This is a genomic window from Winogradskyella schleiferi (genome assembly GCF_013394655.1).
Classification (GTDB): domain Bacteria; phylum Bacteroidota; class Bacteroidia; order Flavobacteriales; family Flavobacteriaceae; genus Winogradskyella; species Winogradskyella schleiferi.
On sequence record NZ_CP053351.1, the window covers coordinates 335,567 to 353,720 of the forward strand.

An 18,154-nucleotide genomic window follows, 5' to 3' on the forward strand; every position below is an offset into this window, starting at 1 on the left:
ACAGCAATCTACCAACCATCGAAATAGAATGCTCATACATGGAAATGCGTCAGATATTTGCGTCAGATTTAAAACAATAACCATTAAAAAATAATCAATTTATGGCACTTACAATTAAAGAAAAAAACAACGTATTTACAGTAGAAGGATCAATCAATGCATCAACAGCAAGACACTTTCAATCGCATTTTCAAATGCTATTAAACACCTTTGGAGAATTAACAATTGATATTGAAAATGTATCGGAAATTGATAAAAACGGATTAGCCGCTATAAAAGTTTTATATGAAAATGCATTAAGTAAGAACAGAGCCTTTTTTATTCTAGGTACTGGTTGTAAAGACACCTATGATGAATTTAGATATTCAGTTATTGCAGCCTAAAAAACACTCTAAATACAAAACCGAAATATCATGCAACTATTAGCAACACTCACATCACGAAAGATAACACCAGAGCAATTATTTATGCTTAGTGTTTTAGCAGTAAATGGAGGTAATTATCTATACAATCTTATTTTAGGGCGTGTGTTAGGACCAACAGCATTTGCTGATGCCGCAGTATTAATTACATTTTTATTGGTATTGTCTTTTGTGGCAATGACGTTTCAATTGGTAACGGCAAAGTTTTCAGTTTTATTTGAAAACAAGGTTTTTCAATGTTTTATTGCTAAGGTTTACAAACAAGCTTTCATTGTCGGACTTATATTAGGCGCATTAATTATTGCATTTGCGTCGCAATTGCAATCTCTTTTTAATACATCATCTTCAACCATGTTTATCATTTTTGGTTGTGGTGTGCCACTTTACTTTTTAATGAGTGTGAATAGAGGTGCGTTTCAAGGAAAAAAATCTTATAAGTCATTGTCTATTACGTATCAAGGAGAAATGTTAAGCCGCTTAATTATTACTTTGGGTTTAATACTGTTGTTTAATATTCAATCGTCGGCAGTTATCGCTGTAGGTATTGTATTGTCATTTGTATTCGGTCTATTTCCTTTTAAGTTTAAACAAATAAGTTTAAAAAAGTCAATTCCGTTAGAACGGAATTATAACAAACAGATTAAAAACTTCTTTTTACTGACTGCTTTTTATGAGCTTACTCAAATCATCATTAATAATAGTGACATTTTATTAGTAAAGCATTACTTTGAGTCTTACGAAGCAGGTCTGTACGCATCTTTAGCTTTAATAGGTCGAATCGTTTATTTCATCGCCTGGATGTTTGTGATGTTATTGCTACCAGCAGTTGTAGAATTAAAGAAAGAAGGAAAAGAAACCGCTTCCGTACTCTTTAAATATGTCGGTTATATTGCGGCCATTTCAATCGTTATTGTAGTCACCTGTTTATGTTTTCCTGAGTTGATTATAAATATCCTTTTTGGAGAAGCGTATATTGCAATGGCGCCTTTATTATGGAAATATGCGATTGCTACATCCATGTTTGCCATCTCAAATATTTTCGCTTATTACTATTTGTCTTTAGATAAATATGTGCCAGTAATTATCTCTGGAGTTTTCGGAATGTTGCAAATGGTCTTAGTGATTTTTTATCACGATAGCTTAGAGCAAGTAGTGCACATGCAAATCATAGCGATGGTTTTATTATTAGCCATACAAATAGGCTTTTTTATGCACGAATCTAAAGTCACTAAAAAAGCGGTAATCTAAAGTAAATTACCACTCATCTACAGTTAAAGTCGTCCTATCGAAACTCTCAAATATCAGCGATTAAAACGCTCAAATTTGCACTGTAATTAATAATAAACGATAAAATCTATACCTTATGAAACTAGCAATTGTAACAGCATATCCACCAAGTAAAGTCACCTTAAACGAATATGCTTATCATTTAGTAAAGCAATTTATAAAGAACCAAAACGTCACAGAATTAATCTTGTTAACCGACAGAACCGAAGGAACAAAAGATCTTGAGTTTACAGAAGCGGGTTGCAAGATCACGGTAAAAGAATGTTGGTCCTTTAATAGTTATAATAATATTTTTTCGGTAACCAAAGCGATTAACAAAACACAACCAGATTCAGTATTGTTTAACCTACAATTTATGAAGTTTGGTGATAAGAAAATTGCAGCAGCTTTAGGCTTAATGTTACCATTAGTTTGTAAGCTGAAAAAAATTCCTAACATTGTATTGTTACACAATATACTTGAAGAGGTTGATTTAGGAAGTGCTGGTTTTACATCAAATAAGTTGATGCAGAAAATCTACGGATTTATCGGTACAAGTTTAACAAAATTAATATTACAGGCCGACACGGTTGCCGTAACTATGCAAAAGTATGTTGATATTTTGGAAGCTAAATATGGTGCGACCAGTGTAAAGTTAATTCCACATGGCACATTTGAAATACCTGAAGAACCAGACTATAGTTTACCTGATGGTCCTTTACAAATCATGACTTTCGGAAAGTTTGGAACCTACAAAAAAGTTGAAGGCATGATTGAAGCGGTTGAAATGGTAAGACAATCCACAGGATTAGATTTAGAGGTTGTTATTGCTGGAACAGATAATCCTAACGTGCCAGGCTATTTAGCACAAGTAGAAGAAGATTACAAGCATGTGCCTCAAGTGCGTTTTACAGGATATGTAGAAGAGGAAGATGTACCAGTAATATTTAATGAAAGTGCCGTAGTTGTATTTCCTTATACCTCTACAACAGGAAGTTCTGGAGTGCTGCATCAAGCCGGAAGTTACGGTAAGGCAGTTGTAATGCCAGACTTAGGAGACTTAGCTTTATTAGTGCAAGATGAAGGTTATAAAGGTGAATTTTTTGAGCCAACAAGTGTAGAAAGTTTAGCAAAAGCTATTGAAGCTATAGTCATTGATGAGGCTTATAGATTAGAACTTGCTAAAACAAATTATAAGGCTGCAACGGCACATCCAATGTCGCAAATTGCAGAGATGTACATGGAAACATTCCAAGACATTATTGATGAGAAGTATGTTGTGAACGCTAATAATAATCCTCAAAAAGTTATTCTTTAGAAATATAATTGAAAGAAGGTTTATAATTTCCTTTTTCATCAATAAAACCAAAATGTTTTTGAGCATTTTTTCTCCAAGGAAGTTTCCCAACGACTTCCTCTGGTATTTTGACAAAGTCATATAAGGTCCAAGACATAAATTGCAAATTATGAGCTGCAATTTGTTCTTGGATTTTTTTGTGGTAATTGGCTTGGTCTTCTTCGGAAGAACCAAAGGGTTTCCAGAAACCAGAATAGGAAGACATCCCAAACTCCTGAAGCACCAGAGGTTTGTTCGGGATTTCGATTTTCATAGTTTTAATAGTATTGTCGAGTTTTTCTAAGTCTTCATAATAATGAAACGATACAAAATCCACCTTGTCTTTAAGGATAGAAGCACTTTGCGCGTTAGACCAACCAATGGTTACAGGATGGACATTATCTACGGATTTTACAAGATCAATCATATAATCTAACCAAGCTATTACAACGTCTTTTTGTCTAGATTCAAAATCTAAGTTGGGTTCGTTTTTAATGTCCCAAGCTAACAGTGCGTTGTGGTCTTTTAGAGCTTCAACTATAGTTTCTGCGTGACGTTGGTTTAGTGTCCAACTCATTACAGAATAATCACCATAAAAATCGAATAAGGTTAACACCACTTTTAAATTATGCGCTTCTGCTACATCTAAAGTCTTTTTAAGTTTTTCAAGTTTTATTGGGTTGACGTGTGCTTTCCCGAAATCGTCATATTGCACAAATAATCGTACCGAATTTAAACCAGCCTCCTTAATAATTTTAAAGTCTTTAGAAATGGTGTCTGCAGAAAATTCGGCCCCAAACATATCCCAGGGATTGGCTTGTGGATAATAGTTAATGCCTTTGATATTTAAATTATCAACTGAAATTGGTTCAGTTTTATTGTCATAAATATCTGCTGATTCTTTAACCAAATGTCGAATCCGCCAAAAGCCATCTTCTAATAAAAACACAAGTTTATAGCTTGCCATTTCTGTAGTTTCTAAAACCATGCTTTCAGCTTTAAAAACACGTTTGTATTCCACAACATTCCGATCAGTAATAACGGCCAATTGTCCATCTTCACTGAAGAACTCTAAAGTTGGATTGTGTTTGAGTGTGGTGGCTTCAATGGTGATATTTTCGGTTTCATTTAATTCAATAAAATCATACAGGTTTTCTCTAGCACTGTCTGTATAGTAATCTTTAATTCCTGCTGTTTGATTGGTCTTGTAGGCGATTTGTTTTACATACCAAGCATCTAAATAATTGCTTTGCAAAGCATTTAAAGTTTGTTGATCCATTGGTCGTCCCTCATTTTGTAAAGGCTCCCAATCAATTTTTGGTAAATACTGTTCTACTTTCTGAATTTCGGTATGCAACATGGTGCTTCGGTCTGCACCTGTATTTAGATAACTAAATAATGCGCTTACACCTGCAATGATTAGAGCTACAATCATAATGTATGAGGCTATTAATATGGTACGTAGTATGTTTTTATTAAGACCTACCATAGTTCTTTTGATTTAAATTCTTTTAATAAACCAGCTGTTCCAATGCTGAAATTGTAGATGCCATTATTATAAATAGCAGGTTTTAATTTGAAACTTACATAACCGTTAAATGATGTTTTAGTTATGGTTTCAATACGTTTTTCGTTGTGATATATATTTAATTTTACCTGCAATCCATCTGGTATCATTTGTTGCATAAAACTTTTTAATGGACCAACGGTTATGGTACGGTTTTGGTCTGTAAAAGCAACGTCAAATTCTTTGATAACTTGTTTGTAGGTAAGTGAAATACTCTCGCTTTCTGCCATACCATCTACATAGGCTTTTATGTTCCAATTATCCGCATAATCTGGATGAATCATTTTTGAAGTCGCAATACCATCAATAGTTATACCTGTGGTTTTTAAAATATGACCTTTAGAATTGGTTATAAAAAACGTTACAAAAGTACCATCGCTAACCACATTATTTTGTTTGTCTTTCAATATTGAAGTGGTAAAAGTTGTGATTTGATTACCATCTGCATAGTCATGTGGTCGTGTTGCCGAAATTTCAAAATCCGTCGGAATTGCAGGCATCACATTAATGGTAAATTCATTAGAATTGATACCAATACTTTCTGAAGAAACTAACATACGTCCACTTTCTTTATTAGAATATAGATTTCTATGAGCAATTAAATTCTTCGTGTAAATAGCATTTGTTTCTTCTAAAGCTAAAAACTGATGTTTTGCTTTTACCAAAGTATGCGTTGGTACAGGATTGTCTAATGAGTCTGTCGGAATTACAACGAGCATGGTATAATCTGTTCCACCAGCTTCAATACTTGGTGGCCCAATATACGTTTCTAAAGTCGAGACTTCTGCTTTTGGATTGATGTTGAATTTTCCTGAAATGGATTCAGTTTTACTCAACAATTTCCAATTGACAACACCTATTTTTTTAGTCATATTTTCAGGAATATGAAATTCTAGTGTGTTATTTTTTAAAGATGAAGAAATCACTGTCGAGCCATAACTATTAGAGCAATACAATAAAGGTTGTTTTACTTCAGAAATTGAAAATTTTAAAATAATACTAGTCCCAACTTCAAAATCGGTTTGTGTGGTAAGTAATTCAATTTCATTAACCACTTCATTTGGTTGTACAGTAGCAAATGAGGAGAATAAAATCAAACCTATAAGAAACAAATATGTGTGTTTAAGTTGCATTAATTCGGACTTCCTATATACGTGTTAATTTCTATTTTTATATAACTAAAATCAGGATGCTCAATTTTTTGCAATTGTGCATCGCTATGGTTTTCAATTCTATTAGGGACTATTTTATTAGAAATATCTTCATTTGGCAAACCGTTAACAAAAATGTTTTTCATGCTATCATTAATGATATTTACTTTTCCATCCATTAAAATAGTATATTCAAAATCTTGTTTTCGTTGTTGTCGTACACCTTCTTTTACAAATAAATGGTCTACCCAAACCATATTTTTGTTATCATCATAATAGGTTAGTAAAAGTTGAGGGATAGTAATTTCTTGGATGCCGCTGTTAAATAGGTTTCCGGTTATAAGGTTGTCTTTTATGTCAATAGCGCTTAGTACTACGTTTTTATATAAATCAGAACCAGAAACATTTCCAGCTACTTGTAAGTTGAATTTTGTTGGTTGTTCTTCAAATTCAATGGGTGTAAATTCATCTGGATTAAACGTATCTGGAATGGAATCTTGCGTTTTGGACCAAGCAATACCTTCAAAATTAATCCGGAAACTACTTGATTCTTTTGGCATTAATTTATGCTTCACGTGATACTTGGCATTGTAAGTAGCGAGTTCTTTATTGTCGTCATTATATAGTGTTCCTTTTAGAATAACATCTGCAGGAACGTTATCTATGTTTTGTACTTCGCCAATAATAGCATAACTCCCATCGTATTGTACCAATTTAGCCGAAACCACTTCTAAAACGGGTTGTTTTAAAATGTCCTCATGGTGTGTTTGCTCAGTAGTAATACGACGTCGCCCTTGATTAAAATACTTTGTTGCGTTAGCAGAATAGAGTTGGTCTGGTGGTAGGTCGTTATTTAAATCGTCTGGTTGCAAATACCATTTACCTTTAATTTTTGATAGTGATTTGTAATCAATTTTTTCAATTTTTTCTAAAGGTGTAATCCATTGGCTAGTAACTTTTGCCGACACTGTGCTATCGTTAATGGTTGTTATTTCAGTTTCAATAGCATCCATTTTTGCATAACTGCTTAACAAGCCATCGGTTACCGAAATCTCTAACATATATTGCGCAATTGGAATGTTACTATTAGGGTCGATTAAGCTATGTGCTTTTTCAAATTCTTTAAAATCTAAAGCATCATAATAGGCAATAATAGCATTCTCTGGGCTGCGTTGCGAATCGTTTTTTAGATAGAATACATAAATGCCATAAAACACCACGATAGCTAATATTAGGGACCAAACATGTGTGACGCGTAAGACATTTCGATTGAATTTATCGTACGCAACGGAATGGTTTAAAAAATCAGGCAAAGGTTTAAAACGGGTCTTTAACATATTTACCCAAACCATTTGAATGTTTAAAACAAAAGCGATTAAAACGGTTAAAAGCGGTACAATTCCCCAATGTATCTTTAGCCATTTGGCCACATCTTCTTTGGGTAAAATAGAGGATACTGGGGGAATGTTGAGGCGTTCCCAAACCATAATTCCGTTTTCTAATTGTCGTAAACGTTGCCAACCACAGAAGTAGAGAATTGGGTCGTAAAACTTATCGTTAGAAAATATGTATTTGAGATTGTATTTTTCTGGTGTGGTTAAAAATTGCTGTAAAGAACCAATACCTGCAACACCTTTAAATTTAGAATTCTCTAAGCGCTCAATTGGGCGCGTTGTTAATTCTGGTAAACGTCTGGCCGAATGGTAATTTCCATCAACCGTCATGGCATTTGTTTGGGCACTTAACCAAGCCATTTGGTCGCCAAAACCAAGTGTTAAAAATCGCCATTTATCATGGTCATCTTGGTTTAGAAAATTCACTATAGGCAACATATTAATTTTTTGTGGTTGTGATGGTCTAAAGTAGTTTAGGCTCATCGTAAATACAACCATAAATACTGCTAATCCTGCTAATAATCCACCAATAATTCTGTGGTAAACAGCACCAAATTTAGACTGAATAAATGCCTTTAAATCACCTTCAACAAAACGATAGGCAAACTCACCCATTAATGGTATAGATAAAATGGAAGCCCAAAGTGTAAAACGGTCTAAGGTTAAAATGTTAAAAGCCGTTTCGCCTAACATTTTTAATGGAATAGGTGTTGTGCCACCAGTTCCTAATATGGTACAAATGGTAACGGATAAACCAAAAAACAAATAGCGTTTGCTGTAATATCTGTAAAAGATATAGGGTAAAAGGATGAGTAGAATTCCCCAAGGAATTAAAAAGAAGACGAGTCCGGAGGACGTAATTTCCAGAAAATTATCGCGAGAACCGTGCGGAATAGGGACTTGGGTAATTGGATTGGCTTTAGAGTTTAGCCAATACGGAAAAATACAGCCTATAATTAAAACAAGAGATAGCATTCCAAAGCTCACTATGCGTTTAAAAAGCTTTAAAAAAGTGCTAAGAAATATTTTGAATGTCACTTCCTTCATGGAGTTGACTTGAACTCTAGAAACATCCATAATGACCATGCCTATTAAAGGAAAGATAAAAAATACCATACCGAAAATAGGGGTCACATGATGCGATGTAACGGTAACCGCAATAAGAGATAAACTTGTTGCCAAATACCATTTCTTACCTGTTTTTAACCACAAATAAATTTCGGGTAAAGCATGCATTAAAACAGAAACACCAACAATACTTGGTAATTGCCCAAAAATATGAAGGGTTTCAACAAAGGAGGAAGAGAACACAGCTAATAAAGACGCGTAACCAGCAACAGTTTTATTACCTGTCATCAATAATGAAAAGCGATAGGTTCCTGTAATAAATAGGACAATAGCAATAAGCGCAACACTGAACATCCCAAATTTCAAACCGCCAATCATAGAGAGTAGCCCTATGGATTGATGCACTAGAGGTGGATAACTCTGTACGGTAAAACCCGTGTACCACTCATAGTTCCATGGTTCAAACCAACTATTGGCATAATGGTCTGCAAAGAACAAATGGATTAAGGCATCATAAGTAGATTCTAAAGTAAAGAATATAGAACTACCGTGAAACGCTAATCCTAAAAGAAGCGCAGCGATTAAGTATTTGTTTGAGGTTTCCTTCATTGAAAGCCAAGGCTATAACGATTTGTCAAAGATATATAATTTAAACAGTGGTTCATTTTTTAATTATCTATAGTAATCTACCATTCGTCTACACTAAGTATGAGCTTCAGCTAAATTTGAATTTTACAAGCGTCTGATCAAGTAATTTTGACCTGTAATTAAAAAACAAAATATCATTTATTATGAAAGTATTAGCCATAGACGATCAGCAATTAGTTTTACTTCCGTTAGAAAAAAGGTTATTAGAATTGGGATACGAAGTAGAAATAGAAACCAATGCTTCTAAGGGATTAGAACTATATGATACGTTTAATCCAGATTTAGTAATTGTTGATATAAACATGCCTGGAGTTTCAGGATTAGATGTAGTAAAATATATAAGAAACACAAAAAATGCTGATACACCGATAATGATATTATCAGGAAATACACAAGATGACACCATCACTCAGGCATTTGAACTTGGTATTGATGATTACATGAAAAAGCCATTAAGCTTAAATGAAATTAGCGCACGTGTAAAGCGATTAATAGGTACGCCAGCAACGCAGAATGTAATTACAAAGAGTAATGTAATGATACAAGAACGTTGTGTTGGTGTTGTAATTCCTTGCTATAATGAAGAGGAACGTTTATTAAGTGATGAGTTTTTGAGCTATATCGATAAGAATTCTGGCTATCATTTATGTTTTGTGAATGATGGAAGTAAGGATAAAACTTTAGAAGTTTTAAAGAACTTACAAAAAGGAAGAGAAGATTTTATTACAGTTTACGATTGTGAGAAAAATGGAGGAAAAGCTGAAGCTGTCCGTTTAGGAATGTTGCATATGGCAGAAAAAGAGGATTTAGATTACATCGGTTTTTTAGATGCCGATTTATCTACAGACTTAGCAGATTTTGATGACTTGGTAAAAACGATTGAAACCTCAGAATTCAAAATTGTAAGTGGATCTCGAATCTCGAGAATGGGAGCCAATATCACTAAAGAATCCGCAAGGAAGATTATCAGTTTAACGATCAACTTCATTATCAGAAAGATCTTAAAAATGGATTTCAAGGACACACAATGTGGTGCTAAAATCTTTCATAAAGATGTTATCAATATAGCATTTGGAGAAAAGTTTGTAACTCAGTGGATTTTTGATGTAGAAATCTTTAAAAGAATGAGTATCCATTTCGGATTAAAAAAAGCAAAAGGAATGCTTTGTGAGCAACCCTTAAAACGATGGATTCATGCTGACGGATCTAAATTATCTATGAAGGATTCAGTAAAAATTGTTTTTCAGCTAGGACAAATAGCTTGGGTTTACGGCGGAAAAAAACAAAATAAAAGAGTAGCATTTCCAAATAACTTAAAAGTAGCCTAATTACGGTCTTTGCCAAATCCTTAAAATATGAAAACGGGTATAATTATAATTTTTCACAATAACGAAAATGAAATGGACACTACTTTTTTTATTGAACAAATCAGCCAAACTTCAAATTTAGAATTCTGTCTAGTTAACAATGATAGCAGAGACAATACTTACGAGTTATTACAGGATGTAAAAGAAGAGTGTAATAATGTCTCTATAGTTAATGTGAGAAAATTTAAATCAGATATGGCTGCGGTAAAAGCAGGTGCGAGATTTATGTTTAGTGAATTTGATTTAAAGCATTTAGGTTATGTTTCTGTAAACATGTTAAACATCAAGGACCATGGATTAAATGATTTAATGGAGCTAATTTCTGAAAATCAAAGCGCTATATCAAATTTTGAAAACAAGAAATTAAAAAAGAAGCAAACCTTGTTTCAGAGTATATTCTCCATACTAGATTTTTTAAAAAAAATAGTAGAGGATAATCATTTTATAAATCTTCAATTTCAAAAGAATCTTTAAATAAAAAAATCATGCAAGCATATCCAATAAAATTTACACCGATACTAAAGGAAAAGATTTGGGGAGGAGAAAAACTTTCTGAAATTTTAAATAAAAAAACAGATTTAAAAAACGTTGGTGAAAGTTGGGAAATATCTGGAGTTCAAGATAATATTTCAACAGTTGCAAATGGAGTTTATAAAGGTAAATCGTTAAATGATTTAATAAAAATTCACAAAAGCAAGTTTTTAGGAAAACAGAATATTGATGTTTTTGGAGAAAATTTCCCACTATTAATTAAGTTTTTAGATGCTAAAACTAATTTATCGGTACAGGTTCATCCCGATGATGAAATGGCAAAAGCACAACATAATTCTTTTGGTAAAACTGAAATGTGGTACATCATGAATAGTGATGAAGATGCTGAAATTGTTTTGGGTTTAAAAGATAACAATATGGATAAATCTGTATTAGGAGATATAAATGCTTCAAACGTAGAACACATTTTTAATACTGAAAAAGTAAAACAAGGCGATAGTTATTTTATTCCTGCTGGAAAAATTCATGCGATTGGCGCTGGTGTTTTGGCTGCCGAAATTCAACAAACAAGCGATATCACTTATCGAGTTTATGATTGGGATAGAACTGATGATCATGGTCAACAAAGAGAATTACATACCGAATTAGCCATTACAGCTACAAAAACGTTTCCTTCTACTGGAAAGAGTAATTATACTTTAGAACAAGAAAAAGCTTGCAAACTAGTAGATTGCGATTTTTTTACCACTAATATTTTTGAGGTAAAAGGTTTTCAGAAAAGAACTATTAAAACGATAGATTCATTCATAATTTATATGTGTGTAGAAGGCAAGGCAGAAATAACGGTTAATCAAAATTCAGAATTTGTAGCTATGGGTGAAACTGTTTTAATTCCTGCTAATAGTGACGATGTTATTTTTAATAGCCAAGGTTCTAAACTGCTAGAAGTTTATATAGATTCTAGAAATTCTGAATCAAAAAAAATGGCGTCATAATTCCCATCGTGTTCTATTAATAACCGACCCAATTATTATATTTGCGGATATAATCAATTTTATGAGTTTAGAGAGAACACTTCAGCAAAGAAGCAATAATAAATGTGAGCTTTGTGGTAATGATGAAAAATTATCAATATACACAGTTTCAGATATAAAGGAGAATGGAGAAAAAACGGCTTTGTATGCCTGTTCAACCTGTTCTGAGCAAATGGAAGATTCAGAAAAGATAGATGCAAACCATTGGCGATGTCTTAACGATAGTATGTGGAGCGAGCACGAAGCCGTAAAAATCATGGCATGGCGAATGCTTAATAGAATTAAGGCAGATTGGACACAAGATCTTTTGGCTATGATGTATATGGAAGAAGAGACCTTAGAATTGGCAAAAGCTTCTGGTGATGGTGAAGATGACGAAAACAAACTTGTACATAGAGATGTAAATGGCGTCATTTTGGAGCATGGAGACTCTGTGGTTTTAATAAAGGATTTAAAAGTAAAAGGCTCTAGTATGGTAGCCAAACAAGGCACAGCAGTTAGAAATATTAGATTAGACCATGAAAATGAAACGTATATTGAAGGAAAAGTTGATGGCCAATTAATAGTGATCATTACAGAGTATGTAAAGAAAACCTAATCGGAATCTTTTTTATTGAAAAAATCAAAACTTAACGGAATTAGGAACATCATAAATAAGTACTGGCCTGTTACCAAACCGTAAATTGTTATGCCGGCCAATAGAACCATTAGTATTATCTTGTACTTATATTTCATCTTGCAAAAATAAAAATTTTGATCTGTGTTACAAATTAGGCCAATTTGCGAAAACTGTAACTAGCCATTGCTCTATAATTCAACCGAAGCAATGATTTGCACTTTCGGATGCACCTAATGCTCTAATTGTGTGTCACTATTGAAATATCCTTGCCCAAATTATAAAAGCGGATTTGAAAAACGACCAATAAATCCCTCACATCTTTTAGAAAAGTGCCTAGTTTCAAGAATTATAGTGCACCATCCAGTAGATATCAAAACACATCTTCAAAAGCTTGATTCTGAATAGTTTTACAGTTATTTTTCCTACATTTCATCAATTTTAAAACCTGTTGTTTATCGAAAAAATAAACAGTCCATTTCAAATAATCCACTCAAATTTACGGTTTGTCGATTTTATAAGAATGCTTGATTGATAAATCCGATATTGAGGTCATCCCTCTAAATAATAGTATAATAATTACTGATTAATAGCCCAAATTAGTATGAACGCTTAAACTTTATTTATTATGGATTTACAAATTACAAATTACAACAATCGTTATCAGATTAAAGGGACATTAAACAAAATGAACCTTAAAACTTTCAATTCGCATTTTGCGAACATTTTTGATAAGCTAGATGATATTCTAGTGGATATTGAACAGGTAAAGAGTATTGATAGAGCTGGTGTAATGGCTTTAGCTAAACTCCATAATGAATCCATCACAAAATCAAAAAAACTATCGATCATAGGTTTGGGTTGCAAAGAACTTTATCAGCATTTTAAGTCTGAAGAGGTAAAAGCGCCAAAGCAAACTATGATTGCAACTAATACTATTGTAGCCGCTTAACCCAAAGCAATTCTACCAAATAATTTTGATAAAGTGTTTCCCAGGCATTTGTGGTGATAGATGGATGTTTCGGATACACTTTGTTTTTTAGGGCAACTCTAATTGGACTTAATCACAAAGTGATTTATTCAAATAAGTTAGTTGAACTAATCCCGTTTTTACAACGAGATCTTACTTTTAGAATTATCCCGTTTTTCAGTTTCAACTTCAACAAGACATATCAGCGACAATTTTCCATTCGCCATTTATCTTTTTAAAGATAATCATGAAAACTCCATTGGCATCTCCAATCGAGCGTTTGAGATGATATTCTCCCATAACCCAATAATTATTTCCTTCAATTTTGGATATATCGTTAATTATAAATTTCAGTGTCCCACTTTCTGCTTTTGTGGGATAGCCTTTTTTATAATTCGCTAACGTTTTTTCCCAACCTTTGGTAAGTTCACTGCTTCCATAGAATTTTAGTGCATCACTTTCCCAGTAGCCTTGCATAAAGTCTTCTAAATCGTGATTATTCCATGCGATTTCTTGGTCGTTCATTACTTTTTGAATGGCCATTTTAGCAGTTTCAAATGTGTCCTCTTGCGTATTTTGATGAGACCCACAGCTAAATAATAGAATGATGAAAGTGAAGTAAATTATTTTCATTTCAAATAGGTTTTGGTGTCCTAAAAGTAATAACTTAATTTTAAAAAAAAAGTAATTTAGTGTTAGACCTTTCAGGTTTTCAAAACCCGAAAGGTCTAATGCATTTAAAGCATACTTTTCTGCTTCTCCAAAAAAGCATCAGCTTGATGTTGCATCAACTCACGAGCCTTTTTGCGTTTGTAATTCATCACGTCTTCTTCGTCAGCAATTTCGGTGTAGACTTTATTGTTGATGTCATTATCGGTTTTTAGAAGCAGTTTCCGTTCTGCTACTTTTTGCATGGTCCAAGTTTGAATAGTGGTTTCTTGGTCTTGTAATCTGTAATCGAATTCACCCTTTGGCGATAAAAGTTTCGCAATTATTGGAGAGGTTTCAATAGCCAAAAACAATAAAAAAATAAAGAATGATGGTAACCAAGGTAATGCACCTAAAGCTGTTACACGAGCCATTAAACCATCAAAATTATCTATGATAGGTTGCGATTCGGCCACATTTGTAGAGTATGCTCCTTGAAGTGTAGCTATTTGAGTTTCTATTGCTGCAATTTTAGCTTTGTTATCGTTTTTTAACTGTTGCAATTCGGCTAAGCCAGCATCATGTTTATCTCGTTTTTCTTTATAAACAGGTCCTTTCCCCAAGAGTTTTGTGCCTGCTGTACCTTCGGCTTCAGAAATGTATATATCGTATAAGGCATTGACTTCAGTTTCTTTTAAATCTATTTGAGATCGTAATCCTAAAATCTCACTTTCGAGTTCGGCGATTTTTGGATTAAACTGTTCTGCGATTTGATTTTGGTTGGCTAAGGTCAGTTCATTTTTTTGCTCTAATAACACCTGATTGATTTCTTTTTCAAAAATCTTAAGCTCTAAAGGTTTCGAAATCACAACAGCGATAATAACAGCTAATAAAATCCTCGGCGTAGCTTGTAGAATTTCGTCTATAACATTATCTCTTTTTTTGATGGTTGAAACGATATATCGGTCTAAATTAAAAATTAGTAAACCCCAAATCAGTCCAAAAAATAGTGAAGAGTAGAGATTGTCAAAAACGGTATAAAGTGCATAACTTGCTGCAATGGTTGCCATAACAGCAGTAAAGAAAACGGTGGCACCAATACCTGCATATTTATTTTGTTCGCCAATAGAACAGTCGTTTAAAATGTCGGTGTCTGCGCCAGAGCAGAGGATGAAGAATTGCTTTAACATGATTGATTGTTTTTTGATTGATCCTTCGACTACGCTCAGGATAGATTGTCTATTAGAACGCTAAATGATTCGTTTTGTTACACTTTGGTACTAAAAAAGCTTCCTTTAGAAGGAAGCTTTTAACAAATTTTGTATGATTTTTTACTTAATTACGCATTAATTCTGTAAAATGCTTATAAAACCAAGGAATGGTTTCAATGCCCTTAAGGTAATTCCAAATGCCAAAATGTTCATTAGGAGAGTGAATAGCGTCGCTATCTAAACCAAAGCCCATTAAAATTGTTTTGCTGTTCAGTTCTTGTTCAAAAAGCGATACAATAGGAATACTACCACCACTGCGTTGCGGAATTGGTGTTTTCCCAAAGGTTTGTTCGTAAGCTTTTGAAGCTGCCTTATAACCAACACTGTCAATAGGAGTTACATAACCTTGACCGCCATGATGAGGTGTTACTTTTACGTTTACACCTTTTGGTGCTATACTTTCAAAATGGTTTTTGAACAATTCTGTTATCTCCTCCCAATCTTGATGAGGTACCAATCGCATAGATATTTTCGCATAAGCTTTGCTAGCAATTACGGTTTTTGCGCCTTCACCAGTGTATCCTCCCCAAATACCATTGACATCTAAGGTAGGACGAATTGAATTACGTTCGTTAGTTGTGTAACCCTTTTCACCATAAACGGCATCGATATCCAATGATTTTTTATAAGCTTCTAGTGAAAATGGTGCTTTTGCCATTTCGGCGCGTTCAGCATCAGACAAATTTTCAACCTTATCATAAAATCCAGGAATGGTAATATGATTGTTTTCATCATGGAGCGACGCAATCATTTTTGTCAAAACGTTGATCGGGTTTGCCACAGCGCCTCCATAAAGTCCAGAATGTAAATCTCTGTTTGGTCCTGTGACTTCAACTTCAACATAACTTAGGCCTCTAAGACCTGTTGTGATTGAAGGAACATCTTTAGCAATCATACCAGTATCTGAAATCAAAATCACATCGTTCTTTAGTTTTTCACGATTTGCTTTAACGAATTTTGAAAGATTAACGCTGCCAACTTCCTCTTCACCTTCAATCATAAATTTTACATTGCAAGGCAATTCATTATTAGAAGTCATGTATTCCATGGCTTTAACATGCATATACATTTGTCCTTTATCATCACAAGCACCTCTAGCGAAAATAGCGCCTTCGGGATGCAACTCTGTTTTCTGAATGATGGGTTCAAAAGGAGGTGAGTTCCATAAATCTAAAGGATCTGGTGGTTGCACATCGTAATGGCCGTAAACAAGAACTGTTGGTAAATTTTTATTAATTATTTTTTCGCCATAGACTATTGGATAGCCATCGGTTTTGCATATTTCAACATGGTCACAGCCCGCTTTTTCTAGACTAATTTTAATAACGTCCGCGGTTTTTAAAACATCGCCTTTGTATGCGGAATCTGCACTTATTGAAGGGATTTTGAGCAATTCTATAAGCTCATTTAGAAAACGATCTTTGTTGTCGTTGATGTAAGATTGAATGGATTGCATATATAAATTGGGTTTGTAACAAAAATAAGAAAAACATAATCGAATATTTTCTTATTTAAAACCTATTTGAATATTGAAACTATTGTTTATATTTGCATCCCAATAATTATTGGATAATTGCAGGCGTGGTGGAATTGGTAGACACGCTAGACTTAGGATCTAGTGCCGCGAGGTGTGAGAGTTCGAGTCTCTCCGCCTGTACATCTTCAAAAAGCTGACTTTAATGAGTCGGCTTTTTTGTTTTAACTAACTTTTGAATCATGTTAGAGACGAGAAGTTTATGCTGAGCGCAGTCGAAGTAAGTCTCTCCGCCTGTACATCTTCAAAAAGCTGACTTTAATGAGTCGGCTTTTTTGTTTAACTAACTTTTAAATCATGTAAGAGACGAGAAGTTTATGCTGAGCGCAGTCGAGGTTAGTCTCTGCACCTGTATGCAAAGCCCTTTAAACATAGAGGGCTTATTTATTCAAGTTCAGATTATGTGAGTACATCGATAATTTTACTGAAAATTTACAACTTATTTTAGGACGTTATATAAAGGACAAGAACCAAAATCCCCTTAAATAATCCATTCAAGGTTTTTAATATTATGAATGCCGAAGCTGTTCAGCTTTTCAGATGTTTCAAAAAGGTTTAATAATTTCTCATTTGCTATAATCAATGAAAAGATATGATTAGAAATCCTATGTTGACTTTAGATATAAGATAATCTGGAATTTATAGCTTAAAATAATGCAAAAAAAAACGCCCAACCATAGGTTGAGCGTTGAAACTTGTAAGATATATACTTATAATACCTGCACATTTGCAGCTACCATTCCTTTTCTTCCTTCTTCTTCGTCGTACTCTACGTTGTCACCTTCGCGCAATTCTACGCCATTAAGGTTTGATACGTGTACGAAGATGTCTTTTCCTGTTTCTTCGTTGGTAATGAATCCAAATCCTTTTGAATCATTAAAAAATTTAACTGTTCCAGTCATTATAATATAGATAAAAATTAAAATGCAAAGATAAAATAAAATTAAAACCCAATGATAATAAATTGTTTTATTTTGAGTTTTTCAGTTAATAATTGATATCAAATCGTTAGGTAGTAAGTGATTAAAACTGAGCGAAGTCCCATGACCAAAGGTGTTGTGGCATCTATGTGATTTGTAGGAATTTAATCGTTTTATTTTCTCGAATCTTGTTGGTTTTCACGCATTTTATCAAGATTTTCTTTGGTAAGCATATAATCTTTAAGATTTTTACCTTTCCATCTGTAGTAGGAAAACAATGGAAATACAATTAAAAACAAACCTAAAACCCCAAATCCAATTAGTTTTTGACTATAATCCAAGTCTAAAAGAAATCCGCATACAATGCTAGAAATTGAAGCTAAGAAGGCGATTAAGGTAATTATTTTTAAGATTTTCATCGGGCTAAATTTATTCAAATGCGAAATATGA

16 protein-coding genes and 1 tRNA gene are annotated in these 18,154 nt (G+C 33.5%); 9 read left to right on the forward strand and 8 right to left on the reverse strand.

The window, feature by feature from the left end:
- Nucleotides 1–101: 101 nt before the first annotated feature.
- The 3 genes from HM990_RS01530 to HM990_RS01540 all read left to right on the forward strand — a co-directional run bounded on the left by HM990_RS01530 (nt 102) and on the right by HM990_RS01540 (nt 3,006).
- Nucleotides 102–383: an STAS domain-containing protein gene (locus HM990_RS01530; protein ID WP_178987245.1), complete on the forward strand. Its 282-nt coding sequence runs from the start codon at nt 102–104 to the stop codon at nt 381–383.
- A 30-nt stretch (nt 384–413) separates the two neighbouring features.
- Nucleotides 414–1,670 carry an oligosaccharide flippase family protein gene (locus HM990_RS01535; protein WP_178987246.1) on the forward strand — a complete coding sequence of 419 codons (1,257 nt, stop codon included), beginning with the start codon at nt 414–416 and terminating at the stop codon, nt 1,668–1,670.
- A 115-nt stretch (nt 1,671–1,785) separates the two neighbouring features.
- Nucleotides 1,786–3,006 (forward strand): glycosyltransferase, encoded by a 1,221-nt coding sequence (locus HM990_RS01540; protein WP_178987247.1) that lies wholly within the window; start codon nt 1,786–1,788, stop codon nt 3,004–3,006.
- On the opposite strand, the gene HM990_RS01545 is transcribed toward HM990_RS01540, so the two are convergent.
- From HM990_RS01545 to HM990_RS01555, 3 genes are read right to left on the reverse strand one after another with little or no spacing between them, the layout of a single operon-like run.
- Entirely contained in the window at nt 2,996–4,513 is a 1,518-nt protein-coding gene (locus tag HM990_RS01545) for a glycoside hydrolase family 2 TIM barrel-domain containing protein (RefSeq protein WP_178987248.1), read from the reverse strand. The genes HM990_RS01540 and HM990_RS01545 overlap by 11 nt on opposite strands.
- Nucleotides 4,507–5,724, reverse strand: coding sequence for a hypothetical protein (locus tag HM990_RS01550; RefSeq protein ID WP_178987249.1), 1,218 nt, complete (start codon nt 5,722–5,724; stop codon nt 4,507–4,509). Before HM990_RS01550 ends, HM990_RS01545 begins: the two co-directional genes overlap by 7 nt.
- On the reverse strand, nt 5,724–8,813 hold the full coding sequence (locus HM990_RS01555; protein ID WP_178987250.1) for a hypothetical protein: 3,090 nt from the start codon (nt 8,811–8,813) through the stop codon (nt 5,724–5,726). Before HM990_RS01555 ends, HM990_RS01550 begins: the two co-directional genes overlap by 1 nt.
- A gap of 182 nt (nt 8,814–8,995) precedes the next feature.
- On the opposite strand from HM990_RS01555, the gene HM990_RS01560 reads away from it, so the two are divergent.
- The 5 genes from HM990_RS01560 to HM990_RS01580 all read left to right on the forward strand — a co-directional run bounded on the left by HM990_RS01560 (nt 8,996) and on the right by HM990_RS01580 (nt 13,313).
- On the forward strand, nt 8,996–10,180 hold the full coding sequence (locus HM990_RS01560; protein ID WP_178987251.1) for a response regulator: 1,185 nt from the start codon (nt 8,996–8,998) through the stop codon (nt 10,178–10,180).
- A gap of 27 nt (nt 10,181–10,207) precedes the next feature.
- Nucleotides 10,208–10,693 (forward strand): glycosyltransferase, encoded by a 486-nt coding sequence (locus HM990_RS01565; RefSeq protein WP_178987252.1) that lies wholly within the window; start codon nt 10,208–10,210, stop codon nt 10,691–10,693.
- A gap of 11 nt (nt 10,694–10,704) precedes the next feature.
- A complete protein-coding gene (locus HM990_RS01570; protein ID WP_178987253.1) occupies nt 10,705–11,706 on the forward strand; it encodes a type I phosphomannose isomerase catalytic subunit in 1,002 nt (333 codons plus the stop codon).
- Nucleotides 11,707–11,767: 61 nt separating this feature from the next.
- A complete protein-coding gene (locus HM990_RS01575) occupies nt 11,768–12,343 on the forward strand; it encodes a PhnA domain-containing protein (protein ID WP_178987254.1) in 576 nt (191 codons plus the stop codon).
- 646 nt (nt 12,344–12,989) lie between these two features.
- Nucleotides 12,990–13,313 carry a hypothetical protein gene (locus HM990_RS01580; RefSeq protein ID WP_178987255.1) on the forward strand — a complete coding sequence of 108 codons (324 nt, stop codon included), beginning with the start codon at nt 12,990–12,992 and terminating at the stop codon, nt 13,311–13,313.
- 207 nt (nt 13,314–13,520) lie between these two features.
- Here HM990_RS01580 and HM990_RS01585 read toward each other — a convergent pair whose 3' ends face one another.
- The 3 genes from HM990_RS01585 to HM990_RS01595 form a co-directional block, all read right to left on the reverse strand.
- Nucleotides 13,521–13,964, reverse strand: coding sequence for a YybH family protein (locus HM990_RS01585; RefSeq protein WP_178987256.1), 444 nt, complete (start codon nt 13,962–13,964; stop codon nt 13,521–13,523).
- 104 nt (nt 13,965–14,068) lie between these two features.
- Entirely contained in the window at nt 14,069–15,169 is a 1,101-nt protein-coding gene (locus tag HM990_RS01590; protein ID WP_178987257.1) for a DUF4407 domain-containing protein, read from the reverse strand.
- Nucleotides 15,170–15,314: 145 nt separating this feature from the next.
- Nucleotides 15,315–16,706, reverse strand: coding sequence for a dipeptidase (locus HM990_RS01595; RefSeq protein ID WP_178987258.1), 1,392 nt, complete (start codon nt 16,704–16,706; stop codon nt 15,315–15,317).
- 119 nt (nt 16,707–16,825) lie between these two features.
- On the opposite strand from HM990_RS01595, the gene HM990_RS01600 reads away from it, so the two are divergent.
- Nucleotides 16,826–16,907, forward strand: a tRNA-Leu gene (locus HM990_RS01600).
- Nucleotides 16,908–17,494: 587 nt separating this feature from the next.
- Here HM990_RS01600 and HM990_RS01605 read toward each other — a convergent pair.
- Nucleotides 17,495–17,686: a cold-shock protein gene (locus HM990_RS01605; RefSeq protein WP_173279522.1), complete on the reverse strand. Its 192-nt coding sequence runs from the start codon at nt 17,684–17,686 to the stop codon at nt 17,495–17,497.
- A gap of 191 nt (nt 17,687–17,877) precedes the next feature.
- Nucleotides 17,878–18,123, reverse strand: coding sequence for a hypothetical protein (locus tag HM990_RS01610; protein ID WP_178987259.1), 246 nt, complete (start codon nt 18,121–18,123; stop codon nt 17,878–17,880).
- Nucleotides 18,124–18,154 lie beyond the last annotated feature (31 nt).